Below are 26,481 nucleotides of genomic sequence, written 5' to 3'. Positions count from 1 at the left end.
CGCTCTAAATAGATAGATGTGCAATTACACATATGCAAGTGCCCAGGTCCGTTTACTCCGCCTGCTCGCGAAAGCACTTTCAATCTTTTGTGACAACCGGACAGCTATCGTCCTTGGCCCAGTCGGCGAAGCTTAGGTAGTAAGCTCGAACGTCTTCATAGCCAGCCCTCGCCGCTACCGCGGCGGCTAGGGCCGCGCGGCCGCCACCGTCGCAGTGTGTGACAACATGGTCACCGAATTGGAAGCCCGCTTCGGTAAGGAGATCACGCAACTCAGCGGGAGGTTTGATCCACCCGTCCACTAGAAAGCTGGAATGGGAAAGGAGCCGCGCTCCAGGCAGATGACCACCGCGCGTGTTTTTGCGTAGGTCATTTCCGTAAAATTCGGCTCGGGTTCGAGCGTCGAGGATTCGTTTGTCCTCGCTGAGGCCGATCCTCAATGCATGGCGGTCGACTAGTCCAACAGGCCCTGCGCCAGGCCGGGCTTCAAATGGGGGCTTGTTGCCGACAAACGCCGGAACCTCCGCGGGGAAGCAGCTGGACGTTAGAGCGGGCCAGCCACCATTGAGAAGGAATGCGCTTGCACCGAAATATTGAAGAATGAACCAAACTCGGGCCGCCTCGGTCATGCGCCCGTCATCATAAATGGCAACAGTCGATTTGTTGTGGATTCCAAGTTGCGTGATCTCATCCGCCCAATAGCTGACATTGTCGAGCGAAGTCTCTTCCTCTTTGGCTGCCGCCTCCCACCTTTCGACGGGAACGCGCACGGCCGAAGGGTAATGAGACGCTTCGAATGCTTCTTGGTCGCGTACATCTAGCAATTGAATGAAACCGGCGGCACCGAGTGCCGTCGGCTCAAGGATAGGATCAAGTGACATTTCAGTTCCTCGTTGGCGCTGCTCTCTATCGCTCCTAGACTGCGACGATCAAAATACCGCCTGCGGCTGCAACAGCCACAATCATCCGGGCGCTGCCTTCCAGACCGCTAGAAGCACGAAGCAACTAAGCGCGAGGGCGAAATGGTGCGGACCTAAAATTGCCGTTGTGAAGACCGGATCGTAGAATGCCGCACCAAGGATGCCGACCACGGCAGCATTTGCGCCTGTCATTGCCGCCCTCACACCTTCGTATCTTCGTAAGTCGTCCCAAAATGGGAGGACGCCTAGAAGGACCATAAAGCCCGGTAAAAAGATCGCCATCAAAGCGATTGTTGCGCTCGTGAGCTTATTGGTCTCAGGCTCAATTACAGCTCCTAGATATGCGGCGAAGGTGAACAACGGACCAGGCACTGCTTGCGCGGCCCCGTATCCGGCTAGAACCTGATCCTGGGTTGCCCATCCTGACCGGACAACTTCCGTCTCCAGTAGCGGCAGGACCACATGCCCACCGCCGAATACCAGAGAACCAGATCTAAAGAAGGAACTGAAAACTGTAAAACCCTGCGAGCCGAGCGCGGAAGCGAGCAAAGGCAACCCAGCGAGCATTACGAAGAAAAGGACGAGTATCGCCCCTCCCGACGTGCGCGAGATCTGAAACTGTAGATGAGAATCGTGCGCCTGCTGTCTGTCCTGGCATCGTAGGTACCCAGATCCAGCACCAAATACGATCGCAAGCACTTGGCCGAACGAGCTAGGGCCAAATACAACGATCAGCACCGAGCCGAGGGCAATGGTTGCCCGCGGACGATCGGGGCAAAGATTTCGCGCCATACCCCAGACCGCGTGCGCCACAATCCCGACGGCCGCGATCTTCAAACCGACGATTACTCCACCCCCAATCGCCCCAGAAAACTGCGGGGCGCTGTATGCGAATAAATAGATCAAAATCGCCGATGGGAGCGTGAATGCCACCCATGCCAACAGGGCACCAAGGGGCCCACCACGAGCGAGTCCCAATGCGAAGCCAACCTGGCTCGATGTTGGACCGGGCAAAAACTGGCAGAGCGCGACCAGATTTGCATAGCTGCGCTCATCGAGCCAATCGCGCCGCGTGACGAACTCGTCACGAAAATATCCCAGGTGTGCGATTGGGCCTCCAAAGGCGGACAATCCCAATTTTATAAATGCGGCGAAAACCTCACGGGCTGTTCCGCTATATCGTGAAAGTTGTTTTTCTGCCATCGCCGTGGTTAACAGTGTACTTATTTATTGTTTTTGCAGTTGGCCCCAAGCGAGACGCATTGCGGCCCATTCACGGATCGCTTCTACGCGCATCCGAAAACAACACATTGTCCCCGTCCCTCTCGGGAGACCCTTAAGAGTTAACCCCGGGAGATGTGAGTTAAATGACGATCTCGGAGCGAAATCATTAGCCGATCCTCAGACTGACCCCGTAATCTCCCAAGAAAGCTTCTTGGGAGATTGATAGCAGTCGTCCGGTCTATCGTATTGCACAGTGTCGCTCAGCCCCGGCGACATGATGTTGCGCTCCAGACCCAAAGCTCAGCGGCTAGGGCAATAGCAAGGCCGAGAACCGGTGAGCATTTCCAATGAGCTCGGCTCCGACTGGTCCCTCAAATCCCGTTGCCGTTTTCCGAAAACGTATTGCCAAACATTGGCAGCCCGCTCTTTGATTCTTGTACCGTCGCCTCGTCCTGAAGCATGTCCCAATGCTCGGCGAGGACGCCGTCTTCCATCCGAACTATGTCAGCGGCGATCCATGCCGCCGATCTCCCAGTGTTGGAAAAGCGCCCATGAACGATGACATAGTCGCCCTCAGCGACAGCCAGTTGGTATTCCCACCTAAGGTCCTTGGGCGCCGCGCGGACTAGATCGAAGAGCCCCTCGCGGCCGGGAGCGATGTGAGCACTGTGTTGGAGGTAGTTTGGCGACCAATACTTGAGCGCTGTGTCGTAGTCACGCTTATTGAAAAGGGTTTCGAACGCCTCGAGCACGAGAGCTTTGTTCTTCGCTTGATCTGTCATGTTTTATTTCCAACTTTCAGAAGCTACGGTTTTGAACTGTTTCAATAAATTGCGAACTCAAGCGACGTGAACAGCAGGCGCATCAACACGACCGGCGACACCCTGCAACGCCTCCCTTTCATCGTTGAGCATTCCATGTGAGACTTTATCCAGCTTGCTGATCTGCTCGTCATTGAGGATGAGTTCAAGACTGCGCAGATTGCTCTTGAGTTGATCAAGTGTTCGGGGACCGACCATCGGGATACCGCCCTTTGTTGCGACCCATGCGATCGCAATTTTGTCCGGTGTCGTTTCCAACTCAGACGCCATCTCAAGGAGAACATCTACCACGGCGGCCTTTTCCGCCGAGTTTTCCGCGCGAAATGCTCTTCCACCGAGCCCTAGTTCACGGCCGCCTTCACCCTTACGATATTTGCCCGTTAACATCCCCCCAGCCAGTGGTGAGTAAGTGACGATGCCCATGCCAAGAGCGGCGGCAGCAGGGAACAGTTCACGCTCCGGCGAGCGGTGAACGAGACTGTGTTCAACTTGAATTCCCGCAATCTTTGCCGCACGGCCAAGCTCCGCGAGGGTGGCCGCTCGAGTAACACGCCAGGCAGGAAAATTTGAAAGGCCGCCGTATAAGATCTTTCCGGCGCGAGCTAGGTCATCGAACCCGCGCACAATCTCCTCGCTCGGCGTGACGCCGTCCGCGTAGTGGGCCCAATATATATCGATCCTGTCTGTCTTGAGGCGTCTGAGGCTAGCTTCAACGGACGAGACCATTGATTTCCTACTGTTCCCTGTTCTCAGCGTCCCAAGTCCTTTCTGGTCGCCGAGCGTGAACTTAGAGGTGAGGAGGAAGTCTTCGCGTCGGCCAGTAAGAAGATCGCCAAGGATCTCCTCAGATTGTCCGAACTGGTAAAAATCAGCGGTATCAAGGAAATTCCCGCCAACATCGGCATAGGCGTTGAATATCTTGGAGGCTTCCTCGCGGTCGCTTCCGTAGCCCCAACCGGTGCCGAAGTTCCCGGTTCCGAGAACCAACTCCGAAACACGTAGACCAGTGCTGCCAAATACTTTCGTTTTCAAGTTCTATCCCTTCAATTTTTGATGCGTTTATATCGGCCGACCGCTACCTGTTCCGCATCCCCAAGAGCAATGCCAATGCCCCGAGTGCCGCGCCCGCGAGGCACGTAAGGGACCAACCTCCGTAGGACCAAAGAAATCCCGATGCCGCAGAACCGGCTGCTCCACCCAAGAAAAAGATCCCAACAAACAAGCCATTAATACGGCCTCTCGCCTCGGGTTTAAGATGGTTGATTGCGTGGCGGCCGATAGTCTGATCACCCGTAACACCCACATCCAAAAGGACCGCGCTCAAACCCAAGAGCCCGAGAGAAAGAAGTTGCAAGCCGGAAGGGGCTGCTCCTGCCCAGGCGGCGACTAGGAAGCCCAAGATCATCAGGAAATGGGAGGTAACGGTCACCGTTTTTGACAGGCCTTTGTCTGCCATTCTTCCGAACACGGGCGTGACGGCAGCTCCACCCGCTCCGACGAGCGCAAAGAGCCCCACTCCATCACCTGAGAGGCCGAACGAAGGCGATTGCAGGATGGTAGCGACGGATGTCCAGAAGAGGTTGAATGCCGCCATCACTATCGCAGCACTGATCGCCCGGCTACGCAACACGGGCTGCGTCGCCAGAAGGTGGAACAGCGACTTGATTAGTCCGACATAACCGAGGTCTCTCTCGGGAACGCGTCTCGGCAGCTTGATCGCGAGCAAGAGTGTAAGCACAGCCGTCACTGTCGCGCTTGCGACGTAAAATGCTCGCCATCCCCAAACGTCTTCGAGGAAGCTTGCGGCGGGACGAGCGAGAAGGATACCTACCATCAACCCGCCCATGACGTCGCCGATGACTCGTCCACGCTTCTCTGGCGCGGCCATCGAGGCTGCGATGGGCACCAAGATCTGAATAGCAGAACATGACGCCCCCAAAACGAAAAGAAGGGGAAAGAGAGCAACCACTGTATCGACAGATGCTATGAGAGCGGCCGTTGTGCCCGCAACAGAAAGCATCACAAGGACGAGTGTCCGGTTCTCGTGGAGATCGGCAAGCGGTACCAGGAGAAACAGACCCGCCGAGTAGCCGAGCAAGGTCACCATAGCAACGAAGCCGCTATATGAGCCGCTCATTTCAAAATTCTCGGCAATGGCCGGGAGCATTGTCTGCGGCGCAAACAGATTGGTCACCATGATGCCGACGGCCAGCGCAAACAGCGCCACCGGTACACGTTGTAAAGCAATGCCCCGACTGCCATCGTCCAGAACTTCGTCTATCGCGCTCATCACAATTCACCCCTATAGAAACAACCAGGATTTACCGCGTGTAGACATTATGCTACAAATCAATAACTCCGATAATCTTCATAGATTTTTTGCATGAACATTCGTGATCTCGAGGCACTTGTTGCCGTCATTGAAACTGGGTCCGTTGGCTCAGCTGCCATTCGTCTCAACCTCACGCAACCAGCGCTCACACGCAGGATTCAGCTTCTTGAGGAAACGCTCGGCGCTGCCTTGCTTGATCGCGCATCCAAACCGCACAAGGCTACATCTGATGGCCTTCGCGTGTATGACTACGCTAGGCAGATCCTCCGAGGGGTGCGCGATCTTCGCGTAGATCTGACTGGCCCTCCCGGCGACGTCCAAGGAGAATTCACGATAGGTATTATGCCGCATCTGGCCGATGAGGCCGTGACCACACCGATTGCTAAGGTTCGATCGGAATTTCCCAACCTCAAGATCAAGCTAACATCGGACTGGTCCCCTGCCCTGCAGAGCAGGGTCGCTAGCGGCGATCTAGACTTGGCAATATACTGCCTTGCCGACGGAGAAACGCCCGCTCAGGGCATCTCAACGGTCGACCTCGGCAGATCGGAGGTCGCTTTGGTGGCTTCCCCTGCTCTCCGTGTCCCTCAACAAGCCACGATCCTGGAGCTCTCTCGGTTTCCGTGGGTTTTGAACAATGACGGGTGTGGCTTTAGGAATTACATCGGCCATACCTTCGAAAGCGCACGCTTGCCGTTCAACGTAGCGATAGAAGTTCTAAGTGCGGACATTAAAATGTCCCTTGTCGCTGCAGGTCATGGGATCGGCATTGTTGCACCTGCTGGCCTTGATCAATGTCGTTGGCGAGATCAGATTAAGGTCATCGAAACGCCAGACTTCAGGCCGGCGGTTCGTGTTTGGGCAGCTAGCAGCGAAAGCCCGTCAAGGCTTGCGGCACCAGTGCGAACCTTTATCGAGGAAATGCAGGCACTGCCGGGCCAGGGCCAGGTGGGCGTTCTTGCCGCATAGCACTCACGAAATCGAGCTTGAAAAGCGAACCTAGATTGTTGCATTAGGGGCATATGCCCTTTTATAAACATGAACATTGATCAAAGAGTTAGCCATGAAGAATTCGAACAACCTCCGGATCATATCACTAACAGCTCTTATGTTCTCCACGCTTTGCGGGATTACACGAGCAGCTGACATCGGCTACCACACAGAGGAAGTCGCGGGTCTCCAAGTGTTTTATCGCGAGGCCGGCCCTAAAGATAAGCTTACGATCGTGCTACTGCACGGCTTCCCTTCATCGTCACATATGTTCCGCGATCTAATTCCGGAACTGACGAGCGAGTTTCACGTGATTGCACCGGATTACCCGGGAATGGGGCAGAGCCAGGCACCTGCTGCGGGTAACAATGTCACCTTTGACAGTGAGTCGATTGCCATCGAACAGCTGCTCGATAAGCTCGGAGTAAAAAAAGCGATCTTCTACATGCAGGATTTCGGCGGCCCGATCGGCATGCGCATCGCCACTCGTCATCCAGACATGGTCGAAGGATTAATCTTCCAGAACATTGCGATCACAGAAGACGGATGGGATCCAGCACGCCTCAAGGTCGTGAAGTCGAACAAGGGGCCCGAAACACCGGACAAGAGGGCTGCGGCCGAATCTCGTGTTTCGATGAAAACCGATCTCACGCTCTACCAGCACGGCGCCGCAAACGCGTCGGCACTCAACCCAGATGCTTGGACGAACGATGCCTTTGCGATTGCCAATCCAGAATCGCGTCGCGTTATGACCGATCTCCAACTCGACATCGCGTCGAATCTCGAACTCTACCCGGCGTGGGCGAGATATCTCGCTGATCAGAAGCCCAAGACGCTGGTGGTTTGGGGCGACAACGATCCGATTTTCACTCCGCATGCGGCGGACGCTATTGGTGCGCTCGCACCCGGCTCTCAAGTGCAGCATTACAACTCCGGCCATTTTGCATTGGAGGAAGTGCATTCCGACGTGGCGGCCCGGATAATCAATCTGTTCTCCGGCACGAAGCGCTAGTCAGAAGTCGCGATGACCAACACAGATATCGCGGATGAGGTCAAAATGTTAATTGGTCAAAACATCATCGGTTCCTCGCCTCTGCTTGGGCAAGGAAAGCTGTTTAACGCGGTGAATGCATTTACTGGCGTTGATTTACCGACCCAGTTTCGGTCGGCGACATTCGCCGATGTCGAAGAAGCGACGCGTTTGGCTTGGGAAGCCTACGCCGCTTTTCGCGATACCGACTCCGGGCATAGGGCTCTGTTCCTTGGGAACATTGCAGACGAGATCGAGCAGTCCGGTGATGAGCTGATATCAATGGCCGAGGCCGAGACAGGGCTATCCAAATCGCGATTAAGTGCTGAGCGAGCAAGAACTGTGAAGCAGCTCCGGCTCTTCGCTCAAGAGGTTGCCGTAGGCAACCATTTGGGACTTCGCCTCGACGCGGCTGATCCAGACAGACGACCCATATCCAAGCCGGAGCTTCGACTTCGAAATATCGGTGTCGGACCGGTCGTTGTCTTCGGCGCGTCGAATTTCCCCTTCGCGATGTCTGTGGCAGGTGGCGACACTGCGTCTGCGTTCGCAGCCGGGTGTCCAGTGATCGTTAAAGCCCACTCCGCGCATCCAGGTACTTCTGAATTTGTGGGGAAAGCGGTGTCGCGAGCCGTTCGCAAATCTCAAATGCCGCCGGGCATATTCTCGATGCTGTTCGACGCTGGATTCGAGATTGGCCAGGCGCTGGTCAATGATCCTCGAATTCAAGCCGTGGGCTTCACAGGCTCTCGTCGGGGCGGACTGGCTTTGCTCGACATCGCGGCCAAAAGAAAACGGCCGATACCGGTGTACGCGGAAATGAGCAGCATCAATCCGGTCATCCTTCTACCCGCTGCTCTCGAAAACAGGGGCGTCGATATTGGAAAGGCCTTTGCCCGTTCACTTACGTTGGGAGCTGGCCAATTTTGCACAAACCCCGGGCTGATCCTGGCAATGGAGGGCCCTGGCCTGGCCAAATTCCGAAAGGGTGCCATAGAGGCTATTCATTCGTCGCCCGCCCAAACAATGCTAACGCCAGGAATTTTGCATGCCTACAGAGCAGGTGTCACGAAGCTTGCCGAACACTGGCGCGTTGATCAGCTCGTCCGCGGGAGCGAGGGCAGAGACAACGAAGCTACTCCGGCGCTATTTGAGACGGACGCTGACGCTCTCATGCGTTATCCAGAGCTGCAGGATGAAGTGTTCGGAGCCGCGGGCTTGATCGTCAGGTGCAGCAACATGAACGAACTCTTAGATTCGTTGGTTCGCCTAGAGGGCCAGCTCACCGTATCCCTTCATGTTGATCAGGCTGACTATGAAGCCGCGACCGAGATCATTCCCTCAATCGAGAGCCTAGCGGGCCGCTTGATAGTCAACGACTTCGCGACCGGCGTTGAGGTTTCTCACGCGATGGTTCACGGCGGACCGTACCCAGCAACGTCCGACGGGCGCGCCACATCAGTCGGCACTCTTGCAATTAATCGGTTTCTGCGGCCGGTCTCTTACCAGGACTTTCCTTCAGAACTGCTCCCTCGGCCTTTTACGGCCGGGCCCGCCTAGACAAGCATTAAGCCACTCCGAAACAAGGACACGCTATGACTTACAAAGCCCACCAAGCGTTCATCAGTGCGATACTCTTAGCCACGCTGACAGCATGCGCGTCTACCGCTGACGACAGCCGGCAAATTAGAGTTACATCAATACCTTCCGGTCTTCCTGTGACCACGGATGTTGGCTTAACCTGCGCCGCGACCCTTTGTCAGATCAGCGTCCCTGCTCTGGGCGCGGTGCGTGTAAGTACAGAGACTGTAGGACACACCAAGTCGGTCATCGTCCCGGGGCGTCGGATTGGCAGCAGAGGTAAAGAGCTTCAAACGGTCGTTCTCGACTTGCGTTGACGCCCTGTAAATCGTGTGACGAGCTAAAATTTTAGACTCGGACTAGGTACCTCCTAACGTCAATAGTTATTGCTCGCTCGTACGTCTGCTACCCGTTTAACAACAGGTCGGCTCCCGCGCGAGCCGACTCTAGCAGCATCTCCGCAAGCTCCTCTGACGGCACCGCTCTTGCAAGTTGGAGGGCACCGACTGCCATGCTGAAGACCGCGGCAGCCTTGATCATGCCGCTGTCGTTGCCGTTGATGCCATCGGCTAGCCGAGCCAGAATCTCCCTCAAGTGTTCCTCATAGGCCAGCCGAGTGGACTGCGGTTGGCGCGCGATTTCCGGCAGGAGGGCCGCAGATGGGCACCCATCCGCTGGATGATCGCGATGCGCGGTCGACAAATAGCGTGACAAGGCCGTTTTGAGGTTCGCATTGACAGAAGTGTCCGAGATCTCCTGTGCCTGTCGCTCCAGGGCGTCATTCAGGACTTCGCAGACTAAATCGTCCTTGGACGAAAAATGCGCATAAAATGCTCCGTTCGTCTTGTTAGCGTCGTGCATTATCCCGGCAATGCCGGAGGCGGCTATGCCATCTGCTCGAAAGCGGCGACTCGCAGCGGCTAAAATATCGGCACGGGATTGAGCTTTTTGATCTTTCACATATCGCATGACTCGAACCATAGCACACCGCTATTGTATTACGAACATAATATGTCATTATGATCGTAATACAAACAAGGAGTTTTTTCATGCGAAAGAAGCACGCGGTCGCGCTGGTAACAGGGGCATCGAGCGGAATTGGTCAAGCAACAGCACGCGCCCTCGCGGACCAAGGCTACGTCGTGTTCGGGACCACACGTGGTAATCCGGTAGGCGAGACCGATGGAATCACGATGATCACCTGCGATGTGACATCCGAGGACTCCGTGCGGGATGCGGTCGGATTCGTTATCGACACGGCAGGGCAAGTCGATCTCCTGGTGAACAACGCTGGCATTGGTATGCTAGGAGCACTTGAAGATTCATCCGTACGGCAGCATCAGGCCCTATTTGACGTCAATGTCTTTGGCGCGATCCGAATGATCAAGGCGGTCTTGCCAGCGATGCGGGCGCGAGAGAGTGGCCGCATCATCAACATCAGTTCCGTGCTCGGTTTCATTCCAGCGCCGTTCTCTGCCTCCTACGCTGCCTCTAAACATGCGTTGGAAGCGTACAGCCAATCGCTGGATCATGAGGTTCGTGGCAATGGTATTCGGGTACTGCTAATCGAACCTGCCTACACAAAGACCGCATTTGACACCAACATCGTACGCCCGGATGAACCCAAGCCAGAATACGCTGGTCCGCGAGCGGGAGCTGACAAACTCATCGAAGAAGCGCTAGTTAAGGGCGATGCGCCGGAAACAATCGCACGCGTTGTCCTAAAGGCCGCCTCCGCACGGTCTCCACAGCTCCGATATCCCGCAGGGAAGATTGCACGCCAACTAAACCTAGCCCGGAAGATCATACCCGAATCCATCCTTGATGGAATGCTGCGAAAGCAGATGAAGCTCGATCAGACTGTGGCTCAGTAGGCTGGTATCTCTCAGTGCAGTTCCACCGCGATCAATGTCCCTGACGAGCTGCGATCGCCTACAAAAGAAAAGAGGCCCGGAGGGAAGGCCGGGCCTCTTCGAGAGATCGGAGGTCAACCAGATCTCTGCTTGATGCGTGTCTCTAACCACGCACCAATTACTTAGAAGTCGCGCTGCAGGCGGAAGAAGCCTTCAACCCAGTCGGCGTCGCCCTTACCGTTAACGGTCTGGTTGCCGTAGTCTTCCTTGACGTAGGTAGCGGCAAGCTTTGCATTCAGGTTGTTGACGACTTCGTAGTCGAGCGTCACACCAGCGCGCCACATGTTGCCATCGTCCCAGCTGCCGTTGGAGTCGGTTACGATGTTGTCGGTGTACTGGGCAGCCGGCGTGATCGTGAACTTGTCGGTAGCCTTAAGAGCGTACTGAGCAACGACGGTCCACTCACCGATGTTGTAGTAGGCGTTACCGCCGTTGCCCGCATCGCCGAGGCCGCTAGACCAAACAACAGCGAGCTCTGCCTTACCCGGACCGACGTCTGCACCAACACGAGCCGTGACAGCGCCTTCCTGGTTGCCGCCATCATAGCCGCCGTAAACTGCCCAGGTAAAGTTGCCGAACTTGCCGCCGACGGTTGCGTCATAGCCGAGGGTGTTGCCCTTGGTCTCGGTGCCTGCGCGGAAAAGGCTGGTACGCTGGAAATTGTCGTCGGCGCCGTCATTGCCACCGAGTTCTTCCAGAGCGACACCCGCGTAGAAGTCGCCAGCGTCATACTGATAACGGATCGCGTTGAAGTTGGTGACGTTTGCCATTGCGTCGGTTTCACCCGAGAAGTCGTCATCCCACCAGTTCACGAACTTACCGACTCGCAGACCTGCGATGTCAATGTAAGCTTCATCGATTTTTGCGCCGCTAAGATTGCTACCGAGATCGGTCGAAGCTTCTGTGCTGATGCCATTTGTGCTGACATTCGACGGACGATTGTTAGCTTCGAGAACAATACGGCTCTGCAGGGTGCCGTACTCCGAGTCGCTCTTGGCGTCGAACCAGACCTTGGCGCGGGTGCGCGAACCCCAGTCTTCGTTGTTGTTGTCGTCGTAACCGTCACCGGCTCCGAAGCTGGTGTCAAAACGCAGATAACCGCCGATCTTGAGGCAGGTTTCCGTACCCGGGATATAGAAGTAACCCGTGCCGTATGCGTCGCAAACGCGTACGTATTCGACAGCTTCCGGCTCAGCAGCGACGATCGCGTCGGCGGCGTATGCGCCGGTCATGGAGGTCATTGCGGCAGCAGAGCCGAGTAGAATAGACCGTATGTTCATAGCAGTTCCTTTATCAATAGGGCGCAGAGCATCGCGCCGAGAAATCAGCGTTAACCCATCCCAGTTGTTTACGATTCCCCTCAGGGAAGGAGCGGCAACCCGCGCAGTGTTGAATTGCACATGATTGGAACTGTATCAAGCGAAGGAACAGTCACAGCAACATGGTTGCATACGGGTGTTGCCGCAATGCAACAAATTTTCACATGACGTTATCAAGCCGTTAACTGTACAAATCCCGGCTCCAATCCACGATTATCCGACTGGCTTGTTCGCCTGCCGGTCAGCGCCAGACCACCACCTTGGGATTGCTAACTCCCGTATGGACTCCAAGCATGATGACTGACATGCTTGGAGAAAATCATTCCAGGTTTGGGGTTTAAGGTGCCACAGGATCTTCGTTTAACACGTATGCTGCACGTGCTTGTCCACATGGGCGTCAGCGACCAACGGGTAACGTCCGTCACGATCGCAAAGATGCTCGGAACGAGTCCTCCAGCAGTTCGTCGGACCATGGGGTCCCTGCGCGAACACGGGATCGTCTCTTCAGAGGACGGTAAAAATGGTGGATGGAGGCTGAGGAAGGAATTGCGCGATCTCACTGTGCTAGATGTACAGCGAGCGCTTCAGAACGGTCCGTTGCTAACCAAGCCGCCTTTTCAGGATCATCCCGATGACGGCATAGAGACGAGTGCGTACCGCGTTGTCGCAGCAGCATACGAGGCGGCTGAGAGTGAATTAAAAGACGCATTTGAAGCCGTACGCCTTTCGGACATCGCTCTGGATTCTGTTCGGCAGTCAGAGCCACGGCGCGGAATCACGAGTCGTTAGGGGCATTGGCCATCCCTCTCAACCCCTCATTTCTTGGGGTCGCCTCGAATAGTAATACAATTATCTATCTCAAGCGCGATCGCGTGTCACCCGGTCGCTTCACGATCCTTTGAAAGCTTCACAATGTCATCAATAACATCTCCATCGTCAGCCTCCCGGGCTGCTGCAACGACGGCGCATTCAAACTACACAACCCCGCTCATCGCCCTGACAACTCTATTTTTTATGTGGGGTTTCATTACCTGCCTAAACGACATTCTCATCCCGCATCTGAAGAGCGTGTTTCAACTCAGCTACACCCAATCGATGCTCATCCAGCTTTGCTTCTTTGGAGCGTATTCGATAATCTCATTACCTGCTGGCGCTCTCGTTAAGCGGATCTCTTACAAGTGGGGTATCGTGACAGGCCTTGCGATTGCCGCTGCTGGATGCGCTCTGTTTATTCCTGCGGCGGGATATCGCATTTATGCGCTTTTCCTTGGTGCTCTGTTCGTCCTCGCAACCGGAGTGACGATTCTCCAAGTTGCGGCAAACCCTTATGTCACCATTCTTGGAAAGCCCGAGACGGCAGCCAGTCGGCTCAACTTGACCCAAGCTTTCAATTCGCTGGGAACCACACTCGCCCCATTATTTGGTGCTTTTCTGATCCTTTCAGCAGCAACCGTCGCCGCAACAAATGCGACTCCTGAGCAGCTCGATGCAATCCGCGCCACGGAGGCGGCGGCGGTTAAGCTCCCGTACCTCATTTTGGCCGTCGCGTTCTTGATCCTTGCATGCGTGTTCGCTGCGCTCAAACTCCCTGTGGTCGAAGAAGATGAGCAGCAGGGTGAGCAACTACCAGGGAATTCCGCTTGGAGCTATCGACATCTAGTGTTGGGCGCCGTTGGCATTTTCGTCTACGTCGGCGCTGAGGTGAGCGTTGGCAGTTTCCTCGTGAACTTCCTAGCCGAGCCGTCGATTGCCAACCTTCCGGAAGCTGATGCCGCTCATTACGTATCCTATTTTTGGGGCGGCGCGATGATTGGTCGGTTCATTGGCTCCGCCGTAATGCGCTACGTCGATGACGGCAAGGCACTAGCTTTCAACGCCATCGTATCGGCCGTGTTACTATTGATAACGGTTACGACGACCGGGCATATAGCGATGTGGGCTGTCCTTGCTGTCGGGCTTTTCAATTCAATTATGTTCCCTACCATCTTCAGCTTGGCGCTTCACGGCCTTGGAAAGCATACGAGCCAAGGCTCCGGGATCCTGTGCCTTGCTATCGTGGGCGGCGCACTTCTGCCATTGGTTCAGGGCACCCTTGCCGACACGATCGGTATCCAGATGGCCTTCTTGATGCCCATCGCTTGCTATCTCTACATCTCATTTTATGGCGTAAAGGGGTCGCGACCGCGAGCTTCGTGAAAGCAGTACGAACCTGGTGGGGCGGCCGCAGCGCCGACCCACTCTCTCTCGTCGCCGCCAGAAGCGTTTGCCACTGGCTAATTCTAGACTGCTAGATCTGAGCGATGTAGGTCACGTTCTGAGTGCACGCTGTCCGCCTTCAGTTCATCCCCGCAATCGGAGCAAACGAATTTCGGAGTGAGCACTGAACCGCATGAGTGCCTGAACACAACGATGTTCTCGGGATCGTCGCGAGCAAACTTATCGCCCCAATCCCTGATCGCATGCAGAATGGAAAAAAGGTGAGCACCGGATTCGGATAGCCGATACATATATCGAACCGGCCTGTCTTCGTACTTGTCCTTTGAGATGACACCGAACACTTCCAACGATTTAAGTTTGGCCGCGAGAACATCCCGGGGCGCACCCGTATTTTTCACGATCTCATCGAATTTGCCTGATCCGAACGTTAACTCGCGGATTGCCAACAGCGACCATTTATCGCCGATGACTTTCAGAGCAGCATCGATGGAACATACCCGAGGATCTATTGGTCGTGGTTTGCGCATGAGCGATGCTTACACCACCCATAGTGGATTTGCAATCAAGACCCACTCTTGCTCATTAATCTATTTTATGATGAATGCTCTAAAATCGTTGACGTTTGTCCCTGTCGGCCCGGGCACGAACAAGTCGCCAATGGCTTCAAATGCGTTATAGCTGTCGTTCTTACCAAGAAGGCCCGTTGGGTCCAGCCCCGCTCCAACTATGCGGCCAACGGTCGTCCCGTCTGCGAAGGCGCCCGCGTTTATGCCAGATCCATCGATACCATCCGTGTCCGCGGCCAAGAGATGCACGTCGAGGCCTCGCAACGCTATTGCCGCCGCTAGCGCAAACTCAGTGTTGCGGCCCCCCAGCCCAGGATTTGGACCTAACGTTACAGTCGTCTCTCCTCCCGAAAACAGGATCACGGGACGCTCGAAAGGCTCGCCATGAGTGAGGACTTCTCTCGCGATTGATCCGTGCATCGACGCAATGTCGCGTGATTGCCCTTCAATAGCATCAGATAATATGACGGCTCGAAAGCCAGCGCTGATGGCCAGTTCCGACGCAGCCTTCAGCGAGATCCTCGCTGACGCAACGATATGATGTACATTTCTCGAGAATACACCGTCAGATGGTTTCGGAGCGTCTGCTGCGGGAGACCTTAGGTGTTCAAGCACCCGAGCGGGCAAGTTGAGTCTGTATTGCGCAGCGACATCGAGAGCATCGTGCCTGGTAGTTTCATCAGGAATTGTTGGACCGGTTGCTACAAGAGCGACGTCGTCGCCGGGGATATCCGATACGACGAAAGTGACAACACGAGCTTTCGTACTTGCAGCCAAGCGTCCTCCCTTGATGGATGACACGTGTTTGCGCACGATGTTCATTGCAGCGATTGGTGCTCCGGATGCAAGAAGGGTGCGGTTGACTTCCAATTCGTCGCTAAGACTCAATGAAGGCGGCGGCGCAGGCAAGAGAGCCGATCCTCCCCCAGATACAAGCGCGATCACCAGATCTTCCGGTGTGAGGTCCTTGATGACCTCCAGTAGCGCTCGGCCTGCCACTAACCCCGCACGATCGGGCACAGGGTGCGCAGCCTCCAAAATTTTGATGGATTTCGTTTCGCAGGCGAATCCGTACCTGGTAACAACAACACCAGTCAGAGGCCCGTCCCAGAGGAGTTCCAGCGCCCTTGCCATCTGCGCCGACGCCTTGCCAGCTCCGACCACAACGGTTCTACCTTTCGGTCGAGCGGGCAGATTCGCTTTCATCCCCAGCGACGGATCGGCAGCGAGGACGGCGGCGTTGAAGAGAGAGGTAAGAAGGGCCTTGCTATCTTGGAACATACACGGGATCTGGCGCTGGAGACTCTTAAAAATCTGCCGTGCACGCGGCACGGCAGGAGTGGCAGGGGCATCGATCGTGTCGATGCCCGTCATAGGCTTGCTAGGATGCGAAGAAGTCCGTGACCTTTCTTGCGAACTTTTCCGGATACTGGAACAAGAATGCGTGGCCGCTATCGCTGTAAAATGTCGTAACGGCGCCCTTTAGCTTTCTAGCCATCTCGAACGACTGGATCGACGGCTCCATGATGTCGTGCGATCCATTCGCGACCAAAACCGGTACCTCAATCTCGCTCAGGCGGGCCCATGCGGAATTCTGCCCGCTGTTCCAACCCTGGATCGCTTTTGCCTGTTGCTCCCACGATGCCTGCTTTACTGTGAGCACTTCCCCGGAGTCGTGATGAAAGAAGCGCGATAGAACCTGGCCAGCCGCAGCCTTCCCCGTCTCGGTATGCGAGAAGAAGATGTAGATAATGTCATCGACAGAGGGTTCTACCTTTTGTCGGATTTCGACCGATTTGGGATCTTCTGTCGGCCGCACGCTGGGCTCACCGGGACCAGAACCCGCAACGACGACCTTGTTCACAATGTCCGCGTGGTCCAACGCCAAGACCTGAGCGACAAAACCGCCCATAGACCAGCCCACAATGTCGACTTTGCCGTATTTCTGAGCACTGACGAAATCCGCGACGCCTTCGGCCATGGCGGCAATGGTGTCCGGAGCGACGCCATCGCTTGAGCCGATTCCGACGTTATCGAACACAATGACCCGCCTGTCTTTCGACAGTTCTTCGATGAGCGCGGGGTCCCAATCGTCAATCGTACCGCGGTAGCGCTGCAGCAAAATAATCGGCGTTCCGGTGGTCTCACCGATTTCCCGGTAGCCGTAGTTGGCCAACGCGCCTTGGACGTACTGTGTCCGCGCGGAATCCGCTTTGTATTTGGTCACGTTATTTCTCCTTCCATAGATTGCTCGAGACGTTCGTCGTCGTCGAGGACGACAGGCTTAGGCGGCGTGGCCTCCCGTGAAGCCCGCAAGCCATGATCTGATCTCGTAGTTTACTTTCTGAGGGGCATCCTGATGGACCCAATGGCCGGCATCGGGAATTGAAACGAAGCGATAGGATGGTTCAAACCACTCCCAGAGGGCGCTCAAATGCTTAATCGAAAAATAGGGGTCATCTAAGCCCCAAAGGATGAGCGTCGGAACCTTGTAGATAAAAGAAGAAGAGTCGTCCGGAGGCGGATTTCCATACGGAGGGCCCGGATAGTTCTTCTTGTAGTAACTCAGCATACCCTCGATAGGGGATGCCCTGAGATAGTCTCCGATATATTCTCTCCATTCCGGATCGCGAATATGGCGCACAATATGCTCCTCATCCTTTGGATCTCCGGGTTGGTATCGATGATATGCTTGCGTATATCGCGCGAGCTTCTGCTGCTCGCCATCGGCTTGCAGTAGAATGAGGAAAGGCTGGAGTACCGGAGAGTTTAAGAGTACCAGACTCTTAACTCTCTCCGGATGATAGAGGGCGAACGCCTGCAGAATGACACCACCCCAGTCATGGCCAATGACGTGTGCCGCACTTACCTGCAGGTGATCGAGCAATTCGACGATATCGCTAACTAGTTCACTTAGCGAATACCGATCGACATCTCGCGGTACAGAACTTGGCGGATAGCCGCGCATGGTCGGCACGTAAACCTTATAGTCTTTGGAAAATTCCGCGATCTGCTTATGATAGGTAAACGAGTTATCTGGGAAGCCGTGTAGGAAGATTAGTGGCTCCCCTGCTCCATATGACTCGCAATGGATCATGACGTCGCCATTAATGAATGACGCGTCGATACAGTTGAATTCGCTTATCGATAACAGAGCGGACGGTTCGTGATCGCCTGGCATGCATTCCTCCTCCTAAGACGCGCGCGCTTGGTCAGGCGAAAACCATGCCCCCGTCCGGAATTTTCGTTTGCCCGGTCATGTAGTCGGATTTCGACGACGCGAGAAACGAGACGGTATTACCAACATCCTGCGGTGACTGCAGGCGTCCAAGTGGGATGCTGGCGACCAACGAGGTCTGGATTTCCTTGGCGGTATCCCAAAGTGCCGTGTCAACGACACCAGGAGCATATGAGTTCACTGTGATGCCGTGCGCCGCCCATTCCTGTGCCGCTGCCTGTGTTAGGCCCCGAACGGCAAATTTGCTGGAAGAATAGGCAGCAAATCCGCCGGCGGCGCGATGAGCCACCTGCGAAGCAGCACCAATGATTTTTCCACCGGTACCCTGCTTGATAAACTGCCGCGCGGCAGCCTGATAGGTGAGGAAAACTCCCCGAACATTGATCTCGAACATTCGGTCCCAAGCTTCCGGTGAGAGGTCAAGCAATGACTCGACGCGTGCGATACCAGCGTTAGCGACCGCGACGCTCAAATTGCCCAGATGATCAACCGCATCTTGGAAAGCCTTGGCTATCTGCGAGGCCTGAGTTACGTCGGCTAGAACAACTGCGCTCTTGCGGCCCAATGCTCGAATCTCGCTCGCCACGGCCTCAGCCTTTTCACCTGACTTGGAGATATCGTTGATCGCAATGTCAAAGCCGTCTGCAGCAAGCTGCAACGCGATGGCTCTGCCAATACCTTGGCCAGCTCAAGTTACCAACGCAACGCGATTTTGAGTTTCTGACATAGGTCCTCCTAGACCAGATCTGGAATGAGTTTTCTTGTGGCTTTCCATCCATAGCATGTGGATTGGTTTTTCCAACCCACTAACGAAAGATCCTAGGGCCTGATCGTGCATAAGAGCCGATTGATTGTATCAACGTGATGGAAATCACATCGACCCGCCGAGTGCGTCGGTTCCACTGGAACCGTTGGAATGTATGGCAACTTGATGCAGTACATTATCCTGTCGGATCGGCGGCCGCGGCTCAGGTATACGCGGGTCAGAGGTGGGCTATTTGCAAATTGTATTGCTTGAGGGACGCATTTGCTGCAGGCGCGATGCGTCAGTTCAGAGCCGTCAGACAGCGACGAGCATTAGAGCGAGAAACGAATTCGCCCGGAGCCGATTCCCTCGGATGGGCCGCCCAAGGAGCTTCAAATAAGCGAATACATTTCGGGGCAATAGGCTGCCAACTGAAGCAAAGCTCTACATGTGAGCTTTGATAGACGTTTTGCACACCGCGCCTCACACCCGGCGGGAGGATTATCGCCCAGGTCTGCTGAGGCAAATTCAGGCGAGGCAAACTATATTAGATGCGGATTAGCGGTTTACTGAGCCGAGAAGCGATAGCCGATACATCGCCGCCGAGCGGGCGGTCCTGTGTGAGGGGTGCTGACATCGGGAAAATGAAGATGGCAAAACAAGTTAGAAATACATCGGATATCGGCGCCCTGGTACGCAGCGCACGCAAGGAGCAAAACTTGCGGCAGGATGAGCTTGCCGGAGTTGCTGGCGTCGGTCTTCGCTTCATTGTCGATCTCGAAGCCGGCAAGCCAACGGCCCAGATTGGGAAGGTCTTGCAGGTTCTGCAAACGCTCGGCTGCTCCGTCGATATTCTGTCCCCTGGCGAGCGTAGGCAATGACGGCAAAAACTCTCAACGTTTGGTGGGATGGCAGCTTTGTCGGTCAGTTCACGCAAGACAGGCACGGCGACATTAGTTTCACCTATTCTCAATCACCTATTCTCAAGCTTGGCTTGATGACGAGAAAGCGCTTCCGCTTTCAGCATCACTCCCGAAGCGGCCAGAGCAATTCTCCCGCCGAGAATGCCACCCGTTCTTCGGCGGCCTTTTGCCCGAGGAGAGCCAACGCCAAGTCGCCGCCCAGGCATTGGGTGTTTCACCTGCGAACGACTTTGCGCTTCTCGACCGCTTAGGTGGTGACGTTGCAGGCGCTCTTCAGCTCCTGCCTGAAAATCAAAAGCCAATTGAGATAGCGCCGCTTGCAAAGCGACTGCCGACTCCCCTTGATGATGCAGGAATCGTTCGAGTTTTGGACGCACTTCCGATGCGACCTCTCCTGGCCGGCGAAGAAGGCTTGAGCCTGTCTTTGGCCGGTGCGCAATCCTAGGTGCCGATTGTTCTGATCGGCGAGCAGATAGCACTTCCGCTTCCCGGCCAGGCGACCACGCATATCCTGAAACCGCCTATCGCACGCTTCGAGGGAACAACCGAAAACGAAGCATTTGTGATGAGGCTCGCCGCCACCATCGGCCTCGATGTAGCCCCAGTGGAGCCAAGGTCTGTTGAGGGGCGTTCGTTTCTCTTGGTTGAAAGATATGACCGCGCGCCCGATGGACGCGGCGTGGTACATCGCATCCACCAGGAAGACTTCTGCCAAGCGCTCGGCGTGCCACCCGAAACGAAATATGCGAGCGAAGGCGGCCCACTTTCAAGGACTGCTTCGAGCTATTGCGACGAGTGTCGGCGCGCCCTGCAACTGATGTGCTTAAGCTACTGGACGCCGCGATCTTCAACCTGGTTGTCGGAAACGCCGACGCCCACGGCAAGAATTTCTCGATCCTCTACGACGATCAGGGACCAAGAATGGCCCCGTTGTACGATCTGCTTTCTACGATCGCCTATCCAGACCTTTCACCGTAAATGGCCATGAGGATCGGGAAACGTACCACGCTTGCCGAGATGGACGCTGTTGGATGGCAGACTTTTGCGAAGGAAGCTGGAGTTGGCTTACCTTTGGTGCGCCGCAGAATTACAGACTTGGTCGACTCCACCGCTGAAGCCGTAGCGAGAGTAGTGGAAGACATCTCAGACCTCTGCATCGATTCCGCTAGGATAAATCACTTTGCGGATCTGATCGCAGACCGCGCCAAACTCGTCAGGGTGTCGATTTAGCCGCTGTCTTCCACGTCGGGATCGGGCACAAGAATAGGCGAAGGCTTTCCGGACGACAGATCGGGATGCCGCGGCTCGTCTTCGGGTGCGCTTTCATCGCGGACGCGGTCGATTTCGCGAAGCACACGCGCGGCGGAGTCGCGAGAGCCGCCGTCCGCCGTCACAGCTAAGAGCTTCCGCCGACGTTCCGTCGCTGCAACGGGAAGCACGTCGAACGCACCGCGCCAGCAAGCGGCGGCCGCGGGTGTGACCGGACGAACTCAACAACGAGTTCACGAACCTCTGGCAGAAAGCTGCTGTGGAAAGGCCTCAGCTTTCGCCGCGTCTTTTGACCAGCGCGGCCTTAGCCTTGGCTATCGCCGATGCAATCCCAAGTGAACGCCAGTCGGCCTGTGCTTGGTCCCTCTCCCGGATATGCTCTAGGTACGCAGCACGAGCTTCCTTCATCGTGATGTGCCCATCTGCCCAATTCTCCAGAAGCTCAGCGAACCGAAGATCAGCATCGACTTGGATCCCCAGCGACTGCGCCCTTGCAAGTGCTTTATTGATCGTGACCCGTCGTCGATTTGAGACATCTCCTTCGTCGGTCATGATGTCCGATCTTCGTTCGTCTTATCGATGAGGCCAGCTTCTCTAATCAACTCTTGCCGCTCAACACCTTGGATAATAACGCGTGCGTGGTGCTCGCCGTCGGATTGGACGTCGAGGGCGATGCTGGGTTCCATTAAGATCTTTGCTAGCGCTTTACGGGAAGCGCGGACTTCGTCGTCAGCTTCAACGAGTATTGTCGCAGTCACGAGAAACGCGGGCAAGTTCACCTCTCAAAAATTGATTTCTACGATTATCAGATTCTCGACAACACATAGAGGGCGCCTGACGGCTTAACACTGCCTCGGTTCGGTTTAAAACGCGATTGTCAGATCTGTGCGCTCTTTCCATGCTGATCAGGCGCATTTGCAAGTCTGGCCATTGGCGATCAAACGGCAAGGGTGACGCTGCTGTGGTCAACGGTCAGCTCAATGTGACCCTAACCCTTTGGCCTCCCCCGGCCGCCGTTAAACCTACTTTCGCGGCGCCTCCGGCCAGCGTAAACAATCAGCACCGTGAAAGTTCAACGTCTCCTGCGCACCTGCTCAACGCTCAATGCAACGCATTGAGACATTTGATTGGGTTGGCTGAGATCACGATATGAAGCGTCCACTTGGACGCTGCTTACACGACGGGTCAATCAATTCACCGTTGTTGTCGCACTTCCAGGCCGCTGTGGGTCACCTGGATGAACTTGTAAGAGTACCAACCTGCCAGCGCAAAAGCGACGACAACAATTGCAACAACGTAGGCGATCATAGTGCGGTAAGGTCTAGGTCGATCGTTCGCCAAATTAATCCTCCGGCAGCTACGCGGGCTAAAGTCTGCTGATCCGGCCCTGATGATGAGAACCCAGCGCTCGGCACAATGTTCCGTGAAGCCTCGGTATCCTGCAGCACCGACTTGAAAGTCGGCCTGATCAGTATACTTCGCCCCTAAGGCCTAAGGTCATCGGGCGTCAGGAAAAAATCGTGTTCACGAGCGGTATCATTAACCCCGAAGGACCCATCGCTTCAGCCGAGGCAAAGATACTGTTCAATGCCACAGCCATCATGTTGGCGGTCATTATTCCAGTCATAATTGGGACGATCGCTTTTGCTTGGTGGTTCCGCGAGAGCAACAAGAATGCCCGGTACCGGCCAGACTGGACATACTCTGGGCATATCGAACTTGTCGTCTGGTCCGTCCCCACATTGGTTGTTCTCTTCCTCGCGGGAATAACCTGGCTCGGCACCCACCAGTTGGACCCTTTCAAGCCGATCGCTTCCGACCAGAAAGTCTTGAACGTCCAAGCAATCTCGCTCGATTGGAAATGGCTGTTCGTGTATCCCGACGACGGAGTAGCAACCGTCAACCACCTCGTCATCCCAGTCGGTCGCCCCGTGCACTTTTCAATCACCTCGGCTTCGGTAATGAACAGCCTGCTGATCCCCCAGCTAGGGAGCCAGATCTACGGGATGGCCGGGATGGTGACGCAGCTAAACCTCCAGACCGACCACGCCGGAACGTTTCGCGGGCTGTCGGCCCAATTTAGCGGCGAAGGCTTCTCGGACATGGTGTTTGATCTTCAGTCACTTGCACCAGACCAATACAAGACCTGGTTAGATCAGTCCCGAGCAAGAAACGATATGCTGGACGAAGCTGCTTACTCTGACTTGATGAAGGACCGCACACCCAGGCTGGTACAAACCTTCGGGAAAATCGAGCAGGGTCTGTTCGACAAGGTTGTCAAGCAATCAGGCGGCACCGCCCACTTTCCCGATCAGGCAACCGCCACCCCAACCGCCATGGAGACGCGCTGATGCTCGGCAGGCTTGATTGGAATGCGATCCCGCTTGATCAGCCTATTCCGCTAATAGCCGCAGGCTTTGTCTTGCTGGCGGCCTTGTCCCTCTTCGCCACTATCACTGTGAAAGGGTGGTGGCCCTATATCTGGAACGAGTGGATCACCAGCGTCGATCATAAGAGGATCGGCGTCATGTACGTGACGCTAGCGTTCGTCATGCTTATGCGCGGATTTGTCGACGCCATTATGATGCGGACCCAGCTGGCAATGGCGGCCAATGGGGAGCCAGGGTACCTTCCACCCGAGCATTACAATCAGATCTTTTCCGCCCATGGGACGATCATGATCTTCTTCGTGGGAATGACGTTCATGGTCGGCTTGATGAACTTTGCGGTTCCGCTGCAACTGGGTGTCAGGGATGTCGCCTTCCCAGTCCTCAACTCGGTCAGCTTTTGGCTAACGGCGGCAGGCGTGCTGCTGATCAATCTGTCGCTGGTCATCGGGGAGTTCGCCAAGACCGGATGGCTAGCCTATCCACCGCTATCTGAACTGACCTACTCGCCAGGCGTAGGCGTCGACTATTACCTTTGGGCCTTGCAGATTTCTGGACTAGGTACGCTGCTGTCTGGGATTAACCTGACGGCGACGATCCTGAAACTGCGGGCTCCAGGAATGGGCTACATGCGCATGCCGATCTTTTGCTGGACGGCGCTGGCCTCTAATCTGCTCATCATTGCGGCGTTCCCAATCTTGACCGCAACTTTCGGGATGCTCCTGCTGGATCGATATCTCGGCTTCCACTTCTTCACGAATGACCTTGGCGGGAACGCCATGATGTACATCAACCTCATTTGGGCGTGGGGACATCCCGAAGTCTACATCCTCATTCTTCCGGCCTTCGGGGTTTTCTCGGAGGTAATCGCGACGTTTTCACGCAAGTCCCTTTTCGGGTACCGTTCGATGGTGGCCGCAACGATGGCAATCTGCGTTTTTTCGTTTCTGGTTTGGCTGCACCATTTCTTCACGATGGGAGCCGGTGCCGACGTCAATGCCTTCTTTGGCATCATGACGATGATCATCGCGATACCGACCGGCGTAAAGATCTTCAACTGGCTGTTCACGATGTACGGCGGGCGCATCCATTTCGCCCTCCCGCTTTATTGGGCGCTAGGGTTCATGGTGACCTTCGTGATTGGCGGCATGAGCGGCGTACTATTGGCGATCCCGCCCGTGGATTTTAACCTGCATAACAGCCTGTTCTTGGTTGCGCACTTTCATAACGTCATCATCGGCGGCGTCCTGTTTGGAGCCTTCGCCGGATATAACTATTGGTTTCCCAAAGCATTCGGTTTCAAGCTCAACGAACGCCTTGGCAAGGCGGCGTTCTGGTGCTGGTTCGTCGGCTTCTATCTTGCCTTCATGCCGCTCTATCTGCTTGGCCTGATGGGCGCGACCCGGCGCATGCAACACTACGACGATCCGACATGGCAGCCATTGATGATCATTGCTCTTTGGGGGGCAGGGCTTATCCTGCTTGGGATCGTCTTTATTGTGCTCCAGCTCGTCGTCAGCATCAGGAACCGTGATCAAAATCTCGACGAAACGGGCGATCCGTGGAATGGCCGCACGCTCGAATGGTCGACAGTCTCCCCGCCCCCGGCCTGGAACTATGCTGTCCTTCCCAAGGTGACGAGCCTGGATGCCTTCTGGAAGACAAAGCAAGACGGCGATAACCGCGACCGCAGCGAACCGGTGGAGGCCATCGACGTCCCGCAGAACACCATGATCGGTATCACGCTCTCCTTCTTTGCGGTCATCCTGGGGTTTGCAATGATCTGGCATATCTGGTGGATGGCAATCGTCGGCGGGCTCGGCTTTGTGGTGGCCTGCCTAGTCTATGCCTGGCGGACGTCCACGGAGACCAAGATTCCCGCTCATGACTTGATTGCCACCGGAGTGCTTCGAGGATGAGTGACGCCAGCGTAACCGGTGACGAAGCCACAATCCCGCTCTCTGAGCGTGGACCAGCTTCCAAGGAGATGGTCGTCCGGTTTGGGTTCTGGCTATTTCTTCTCAGCGATATCGTTGTCTTCGCTGGATTGTTCGCCGCCTATGCGGTCTTGTCGAAGTCGACGGCGGGCGGACCGACCGGGCCCGAACTGTTTAGCCGGACCCATACGTTTATCGAGACCACCTGTCTTTTGCTGTCGAGTTTTGCCTGCGGTTTGATGACCATTGGGGTCGAGATCCGCCAGCGGATGCTAATCTACCTATCGGCACTCGCCACCTTTGTCCTTGGCACTTGTTTCCTTGGACTTGAGCTGAGCGAGTTTATCGATCTCGTTGCACGAGGAGACGGGCCGACACACAGTGCGTTTCTATCCGCGTTTTTTGCCCTGGTAGCCACTCATGGACTGCATGTTACCGCAGGGCTGCTGTGGCTCATCATCATGATGGCGCAGGTAGCAACCCTTGGGTTGCGAGACATGGTCTTAAGGCGCTTGTTCTGCTTCACGCTATTTTGGCACGCGCTGGACATCGTCTGGGTCGCTGTCTTCACCATTGTTTATCTGGGAGCGAGCTGATGGTTGACACAACTGGCCGCCGAGACAATGAGCAAGCGAAAGCTCCCGGAGAGCACGGCAAAGGGAAGGCCGCGATCAAAAATTACGTTGCGGGTCTGATCCTTGCCTTCCTTTTGACAGTAGCTTCCTTCTGGGCAGCGCAAACAGACCTTATATACGCCCCAGCCGTTCCGGTCTTGTTAGCCGCTTTGGCCATCGGACAGATGGGGGTCCACCTGGTGTTTTTTCTGCATATATCGAGCGGGCCAGAGGACACGAACAATGTTTTGGCGCTCGCGTTCGGGGTATTCGTGGTCGGATTGGTGGTTCTTGGCTCGATGATGATCATTCACAATCTCAACGTCAACATGATGCCGCCCGGGCATCTCATGGATATGGGATAGCGAAAGGCACCCCACTTGCTTAGCCCATTTTTGAATACGATGAGGTCGACAAGTCGCAGTCAGTTGTGGCGTCCAGCGCCACTTCATCTCA

Annotated in this window: 25 protein-coding genes and 3 pseudogenes; 14 read left to right on the top strand and 14 right to left on the bottom strand. The window is 55.5% G+C overall.

Features of this window, described 5'->3' with window-relative positions; all coding sequences use genetic code 11:
- Nucleotides 1-79 precede the first annotated feature (79 nt).
- The 5 genes and pseudogenes from J2X43_RS15820 to J2X43_RS15800 form a co-directional block, all read right to left on the bottom strand.
- Nucleotides 80-880, bottom strand: a complete 801-nt coding sequence (locus J2X43_RS15820) for a rhodanese-like domain-containing protein (protein ID WP_112389337.1) — start codon at nt 878-880, stop codon at nt 80-82.
- Nucleotides 881-914: 34 nt separating this feature from the next.
- Nucleotides 915-2,122: pseudogene (chrA, locus tag J2X43_RS15815) on the bottom strand (chromate efflux transporter).
- Between the two features lie 392 nt (nt 2,123-2,514).
- On the bottom strand, nt 2,515-2,925 hold the full coding sequence (locus J2X43_RS15810; RefSeq protein WP_112389338.1) for a nuclear transport factor 2 family protein: 411 nt from the start codon (nt 2,923-2,925) through the stop codon (nt 2,515-2,517).
- 57 nt (nt 2,926-2,982) lie between these two features.
- Nucleotides 2,983-3,996, bottom strand: a complete 1,014-nt coding sequence (locus tag J2X43_RS15805) for an aldo/keto reductase (RefSeq protein WP_112389339.1) — start codon at nt 3,994-3,996, stop codon at nt 2,983-2,985.
- Nucleotides 3,997-4,039: 43 nt separating this feature from the next.
- Entirely contained in the window at nt 4,040-5,254 is a 1,215-nt protein-coding gene (locus J2X43_RS15800; protein WP_112389340.1) for an MFS transporter, read from the bottom strand.
- Nucleotides 5,255-5,347: 93 nt separating this feature from the next.
- Here J2X43_RS15800 and J2X43_RS15795 point away from each other — a divergent pair, with 93 nt between their 5' ends.
- From J2X43_RS15795 to J2X43_RS15785, 3 genes are all read left to right on the top strand, one after another.
- A complete protein-coding gene (locus J2X43_RS15795) occupies nt 5,348-6,265 on the top strand; it encodes a LysR family transcriptional regulator (protein ID WP_112389341.1) in 918 nt (305 codons plus the stop codon).
- Nucleotides 6,266-6,359: 94 nt separating this feature from the next.
- A complete protein-coding gene (locus J2X43_RS15790) occupies nt 6,360-7,298 on the top strand; it encodes an alpha/beta fold hydrolase (protein ID WP_112389342.1) in 939 nt (312 codons plus the stop codon).
- Nucleotides 7,299-7,310: 12 nt separating this feature from the next.
- Entirely contained in the window at nt 7,311-8,876 is a 1,566-nt protein-coding gene (locus J2X43_RS15785) for an aldehyde dehydrogenase (NADP(+)) (RefSeq protein ID WP_310295257.1), read from the top strand.
- A gap of 426 nt (nt 8,877-9,302) precedes the next feature.
- Here the strand turns inward: J2X43_RS15785 and J2X43_RS15780 are convergent, their stop codons facing one another.
- Nucleotides 9,303-9,866 carry a TetR/AcrR family transcriptional regulator gene (locus J2X43_RS15780; protein ID WP_112389536.1) on the bottom strand — a complete coding sequence of 188 codons (564 nt, stop codon included), beginning with the start codon at nt 9,864-9,866 and terminating at the stop codon, nt 9,303-9,305.
- Nucleotides 9,867-9,946: 80 nt separating this feature from the next.
- On the opposite strand from J2X43_RS15780, the gene J2X43_RS15775 reads away from it, so the two are divergent.
- Nucleotides 9,947-10,771, top strand: a complete 825-nt coding sequence (locus J2X43_RS15775) for an oxidoreductase (protein ID WP_112389343.1) — start codon at nt 9,947-9,949, stop codon at nt 10,769-10,771.
- Nucleotides 10,772-10,932: 161 nt separating this feature from the next.
- On the opposite strand, the gene J2X43_RS15770 is transcribed toward J2X43_RS15775, so the two are convergent.
- The gene (locus J2X43_RS15770; RefSeq protein WP_112389344.1) at nt 10,933-12,090 is read right to left on the bottom strand and encodes a porin; all 1,158 of its coding nucleotides are present in this window, start codon (nt 12,088-12,090) and stop codon (nt 10,933-10,935) included.
- Between the two features lie 408 nt (nt 12,091-12,498).
- On the opposite strand from J2X43_RS15770, the gene J2X43_RS15765 reads away from it, so the two are divergent.
- Both J2X43_RS15765 and fucP read left to right on the top strand, forming a co-directional pair.
- Nucleotides 12,499-12,918, top strand: coding sequence for an Rrf2 family transcriptional regulator (locus J2X43_RS15765; protein ID WP_112389537.1), 420 nt, complete (start codon nt 12,499-12,501; stop codon nt 12,916-12,918).
- 123 nt (nt 12,919-13,041) lie between these two features.
- The gene (gene fucP, locus J2X43_RS15760; RefSeq protein ID WP_310295253.1) at nt 13,042-14,325 is read left to right on the top strand and encodes an L-fucose:H+ symporter permease; all 1,284 of its coding nucleotides are present in this window, start codon (nt 13,042-13,044) and stop codon (nt 14,323-14,325) included.
- Between the two features lie 83 nt (nt 14,326-14,408).
- Here fucP and J2X43_RS15755 read toward each other — a convergent pair whose 3' ends face one another.
- From J2X43_RS15755 to J2X43_RS15735, 5 genes are all read right to left on the bottom strand, one after another.
- Nucleotides 14,409-14,873 (bottom strand): helix-turn-helix domain-containing protein, encoded by a 465-nt coding sequence (locus J2X43_RS15755; protein WP_112389346.1) that lies wholly within the window; start codon nt 14,871-14,873, stop codon nt 14,409-14,411.
- A 60-nt stretch (nt 14,874-14,933) separates the two neighbouring features.
- Entirely contained in the window at nt 14,934-16,193 is a 1,260-nt protein-coding gene (locus J2X43_RS15750; RefSeq protein ID WP_112389538.1) for a glycerate kinase, read from the bottom strand.
- Between the two features lie 100 nt (nt 16,194-16,293).
- Nucleotides 16,294-17,139, bottom strand: coding sequence for an alpha/beta fold hydrolase (locus tag J2X43_RS15745; RefSeq protein ID WP_162706040.1), 846 nt, complete (start codon nt 17,137-17,139; stop codon nt 16,294-16,296).
- Between the two features lie 57 nt (nt 17,140-17,196).
- A complete protein-coding gene (locus tag J2X43_RS15740; protein ID WP_112389348.1) occupies nt 17,197-18,093 on the bottom strand; it encodes an alpha/beta fold hydrolase in 897 nt (298 codons plus the stop codon).
- Nucleotides 18,094-18,124: 31 nt separating this feature from the next.
- A complete protein-coding gene (locus tag J2X43_RS15735; protein WP_310296002.1) occupies nt 18,125-18,826 on the bottom strand; it encodes an SDR family oxidoreductase in 702 nt (233 codons plus the stop codon).
- Nucleotides 18,827-19,545: 719 nt separating this feature from the next.
- Between J2X43_RS15735 and J2X43_RS15730 the strand changes: the two genes are divergently transcribed.
- From J2X43_RS15730 to J2X43_RS31070, 4 genes and pseudogenes are all read left to right on the top strand, one after another.
- Entirely contained in the window at nt 19,546-19,776 is a 231-nt protein-coding gene (locus J2X43_RS15730) for a helix-turn-helix transcriptional regulator (protein ID WP_112389350.1), read from the top strand.
- 91 nt (nt 19,777-19,867) lie between these two features.
- Nucleotides 19,868-20,263, top strand: a complete 396-nt coding sequence (locus tag J2X43_RS31080; RefSeq protein WP_405049610.1) for a HipA N-terminal domain-containing protein — start codon at nt 19,868-19,870, stop codon at nt 20,261-20,263.
- Nucleotides 20,264-20,518, top strand: a pseudogene (locus J2X43_RS31075) (HipA domain-containing protein); the annotation flags it as partial. It lies immediately after the preceding gene.
- A gap of 119 nt (nt 20,519-20,637) precedes the next feature.
- The gene (locus tag J2X43_RS31070) at nt 20,638-20,796 is read left to right on the top strand and encodes a HipA domain-containing protein (protein WP_405049600.1); all 159 of its coding nucleotides are present in this window, start codon (nt 20,638-20,640) and stop codon (nt 20,794-20,796) included.
- 248 nt (nt 20,797-21,044) lie between these two features.
- On the opposite strand, the pseudogene J2X43_RS31065 reads toward J2X43_RS31070, so the two are convergent.
- Both J2X43_RS31065 and J2X43_RS15720 read right to left on the bottom strand, forming a co-directional pair.
- Nucleotides 21,045-21,272, bottom strand: a pseudogene (locus J2X43_RS31065) (hypothetical protein); the annotation flags it as partial.
- An 85-nt stretch (nt 21,273-21,357) separates the two neighbouring features.
- On the bottom strand, nt 21,358-21,639 hold the full coding sequence (locus tag J2X43_RS15720) for a hypothetical protein (RefSeq protein ID WP_112389351.1): 282 nt from the start codon (nt 21,637-21,639) through the stop codon (nt 21,358-21,360).
- 968 nt (nt 21,640-22,607) lie between these two features.
- Between J2X43_RS15720 and cyoA the strand changes: the two genes are divergently transcribed.
- The 4 genes from cyoA to cyoD are packed head-to-tail and all read left to right on the top strand — an operon-like array spanning nt 22,608 to nt 26,390.
- Nucleotides 22,608-23,438 carry a ubiquinol oxidase subunit II gene (gene cyoA / locus J2X43_RS15715; protein ID WP_112389353.1) on the top strand — a complete coding sequence of 277 codons (831 nt, stop codon included), beginning with the start codon at nt 22,608-22,610 and terminating at the stop codon, nt 23,436-23,438.
- On the top strand, nt 23,438-25,393 hold the full coding sequence (gene cyoB, locus J2X43_RS15710; protein ID WP_112389354.1) for a cytochrome o ubiquinol oxidase subunit I: 1,956 nt from the start codon (nt 23,438-23,440) through the stop codon (nt 25,391-25,393). The genes cyoA and cyoB overlap by 1 nt, the downstream gene beginning before the upstream one ends.
- Nucleotides 25,390-26,007, top strand: coding sequence for a cytochrome (ubi)quinol oxidase subunit III (locus tag J2X43_RS15705; RefSeq protein WP_310295248.1), 618 nt, complete (start codon nt 25,390-25,392; stop codon nt 26,005-26,007). The genes cyoB and J2X43_RS15705 overlap by 4 nt, the downstream gene beginning before the upstream one ends.
- Nucleotides 26,007-26,390, top strand: coding sequence for a cytochrome o ubiquinol oxidase subunit IV (gene cyoD / locus J2X43_RS15700; protein WP_112389356.1), 384 nt, complete (start codon nt 26,007-26,009; stop codon nt 26,388-26,390). The genes J2X43_RS15705 and cyoD overlap by 1 nt, the downstream gene beginning before the upstream one ends.
- Nucleotides 26,391-26,481: the final 91 nt, after the last annotated feature.

The organism is Rhizobium sp. BE258, from assembly GCF_031457345.1.
Classification (GTDB): Bacteria; Pseudomonadota; Alphaproteobacteria; order Rhizobiales; family Rhizobiaceae; genus Rhizobium.
Note: the sequence above shows the minus strand (reverse complement) of the source record. Positions and strands in the feature narration are given on the sequence as shown.

Bases quoted from the DNA above. Each gene is read 5' to 3' on its own strand.
- J2X43_RS15820 (WP_112389337.1), bottom strand. From the start codon at position 880: ATGTCACTTGATCCTATCCTTGAGCCGACGGCACTCGGTGCCGCCGGT.
- J2X43_RS15810 (WP_112389338.1), bottom strand. From the start codon at position 2,925: ATGACAGATCAAGCGAAGAACAAAGCTCTCGTGCTCGAGGCGTTCGAA.
- J2X43_RS15800 (WP_112389340.1), bottom strand. From the start codon at position 5,254: ATGAGCGCGATAGACGAAGTTCTGGACGATGGCAGTCGGGGCATTGCT.
- J2X43_RS15795 (WP_112389341.1), top strand. From the start codon at position 5,348: ATGAACATTCGTGATCTCGAGGCACTTGTTGCCGTCATTGAAACTGGG.
- J2X43_RS15790 (WP_112389342.1), top strand. From the start codon at position 6,360: ATGAAGAATTCGAACAACCTCCGGATCATATCACTAACAGCTCTTATG.
- J2X43_RS15785 (WP_310295257.1), top strand. From the start codon at position 7,311: ATGACCAACACAGATATCGCGGATGAGGTCAAAATGTTAATTGGTCAA.
- J2X43_RS15780 (WP_112389536.1), bottom strand. From the start codon at position 9,866: ATGCGATATGTGAAAGATCAAAAAGCTCAATCCCGTGCCGATATTTTA.
- J2X43_RS15775 (WP_112389343.1), top strand. From the start codon at position 9,947: ATGCGAAAGAAGCACGCGGTCGCGCTGGTAACAGGGGCATCGAGCGGA.
- J2X43_RS15770 (WP_112389344.1), bottom strand. From the start codon at position 12,090: ATGAACATACGGTCTATTCTACTCGGCTCTGCTGCCGCAATGACCTCC.
- J2X43_RS15765 (WP_112389537.1), top strand. From the start codon at position 12,499: ATGCTGCACGTGCTTGTCCACATGGGCGTCAGCGACCAACGGGTAACG.
- fucP (WP_310295253.1), top strand. From the start codon at position 13,042: ATGTCATCAATAACATCTCCATCGTCAGCCTCCCGGGCTGCTGCAACG.
- J2X43_RS15755 (WP_112389346.1), bottom strand. From the start codon at position 14,873: ATGCGCAAACCACGACCAATAGATCCTCGGGTATGTTCCATCGATGCT.
- J2X43_RS15750 (WP_112389538.1), bottom strand. From the start codon at position 16,193: ATGTTCCAAGATAGCAAGGCCCTTCTTACCTCTCTCTTCAACGCCGCC.
- J2X43_RS15740 (WP_112389348.1), bottom strand. From the start codon at position 18,093: ATGCCAGGCGATCACGAACCGTCCGCTCTGTTATCGATAAGCGAATTC.
- J2X43_RS15730 (WP_112389350.1), top strand. From the start codon at position 19,546: ATGGCAAAACAAGTTAGAAATACATCGGATATCGGCGCCCTGGTACGC.
- J2X43_RS15720 (WP_112389351.1), bottom strand. From the start codon at position 21,639: ATGACCGACGAAGGAGATGTCTCAAATCGACGACGGGTCACGATCAAT.
- cyoB (WP_112389354.1), top strand. From the start codon at position 23,438: ATGCTCGGCAGGCTTGATTGGAATGCGATCCCGCTTGATCAGCCTATT.
- J2X43_RS15705 (WP_310295248.1), top strand. From the start codon at position 25,390: ATGAGTGACGCCAGCGTAACCGGTGACGAAGCCACAATCCCGCTCTCT.
- cyoD (WP_112389356.1), top strand. From the start codon at position 26,007: ATGGTTGACACAACTGGCCGCCGAGACAATGAGCAAGCGAAAGCTCCC.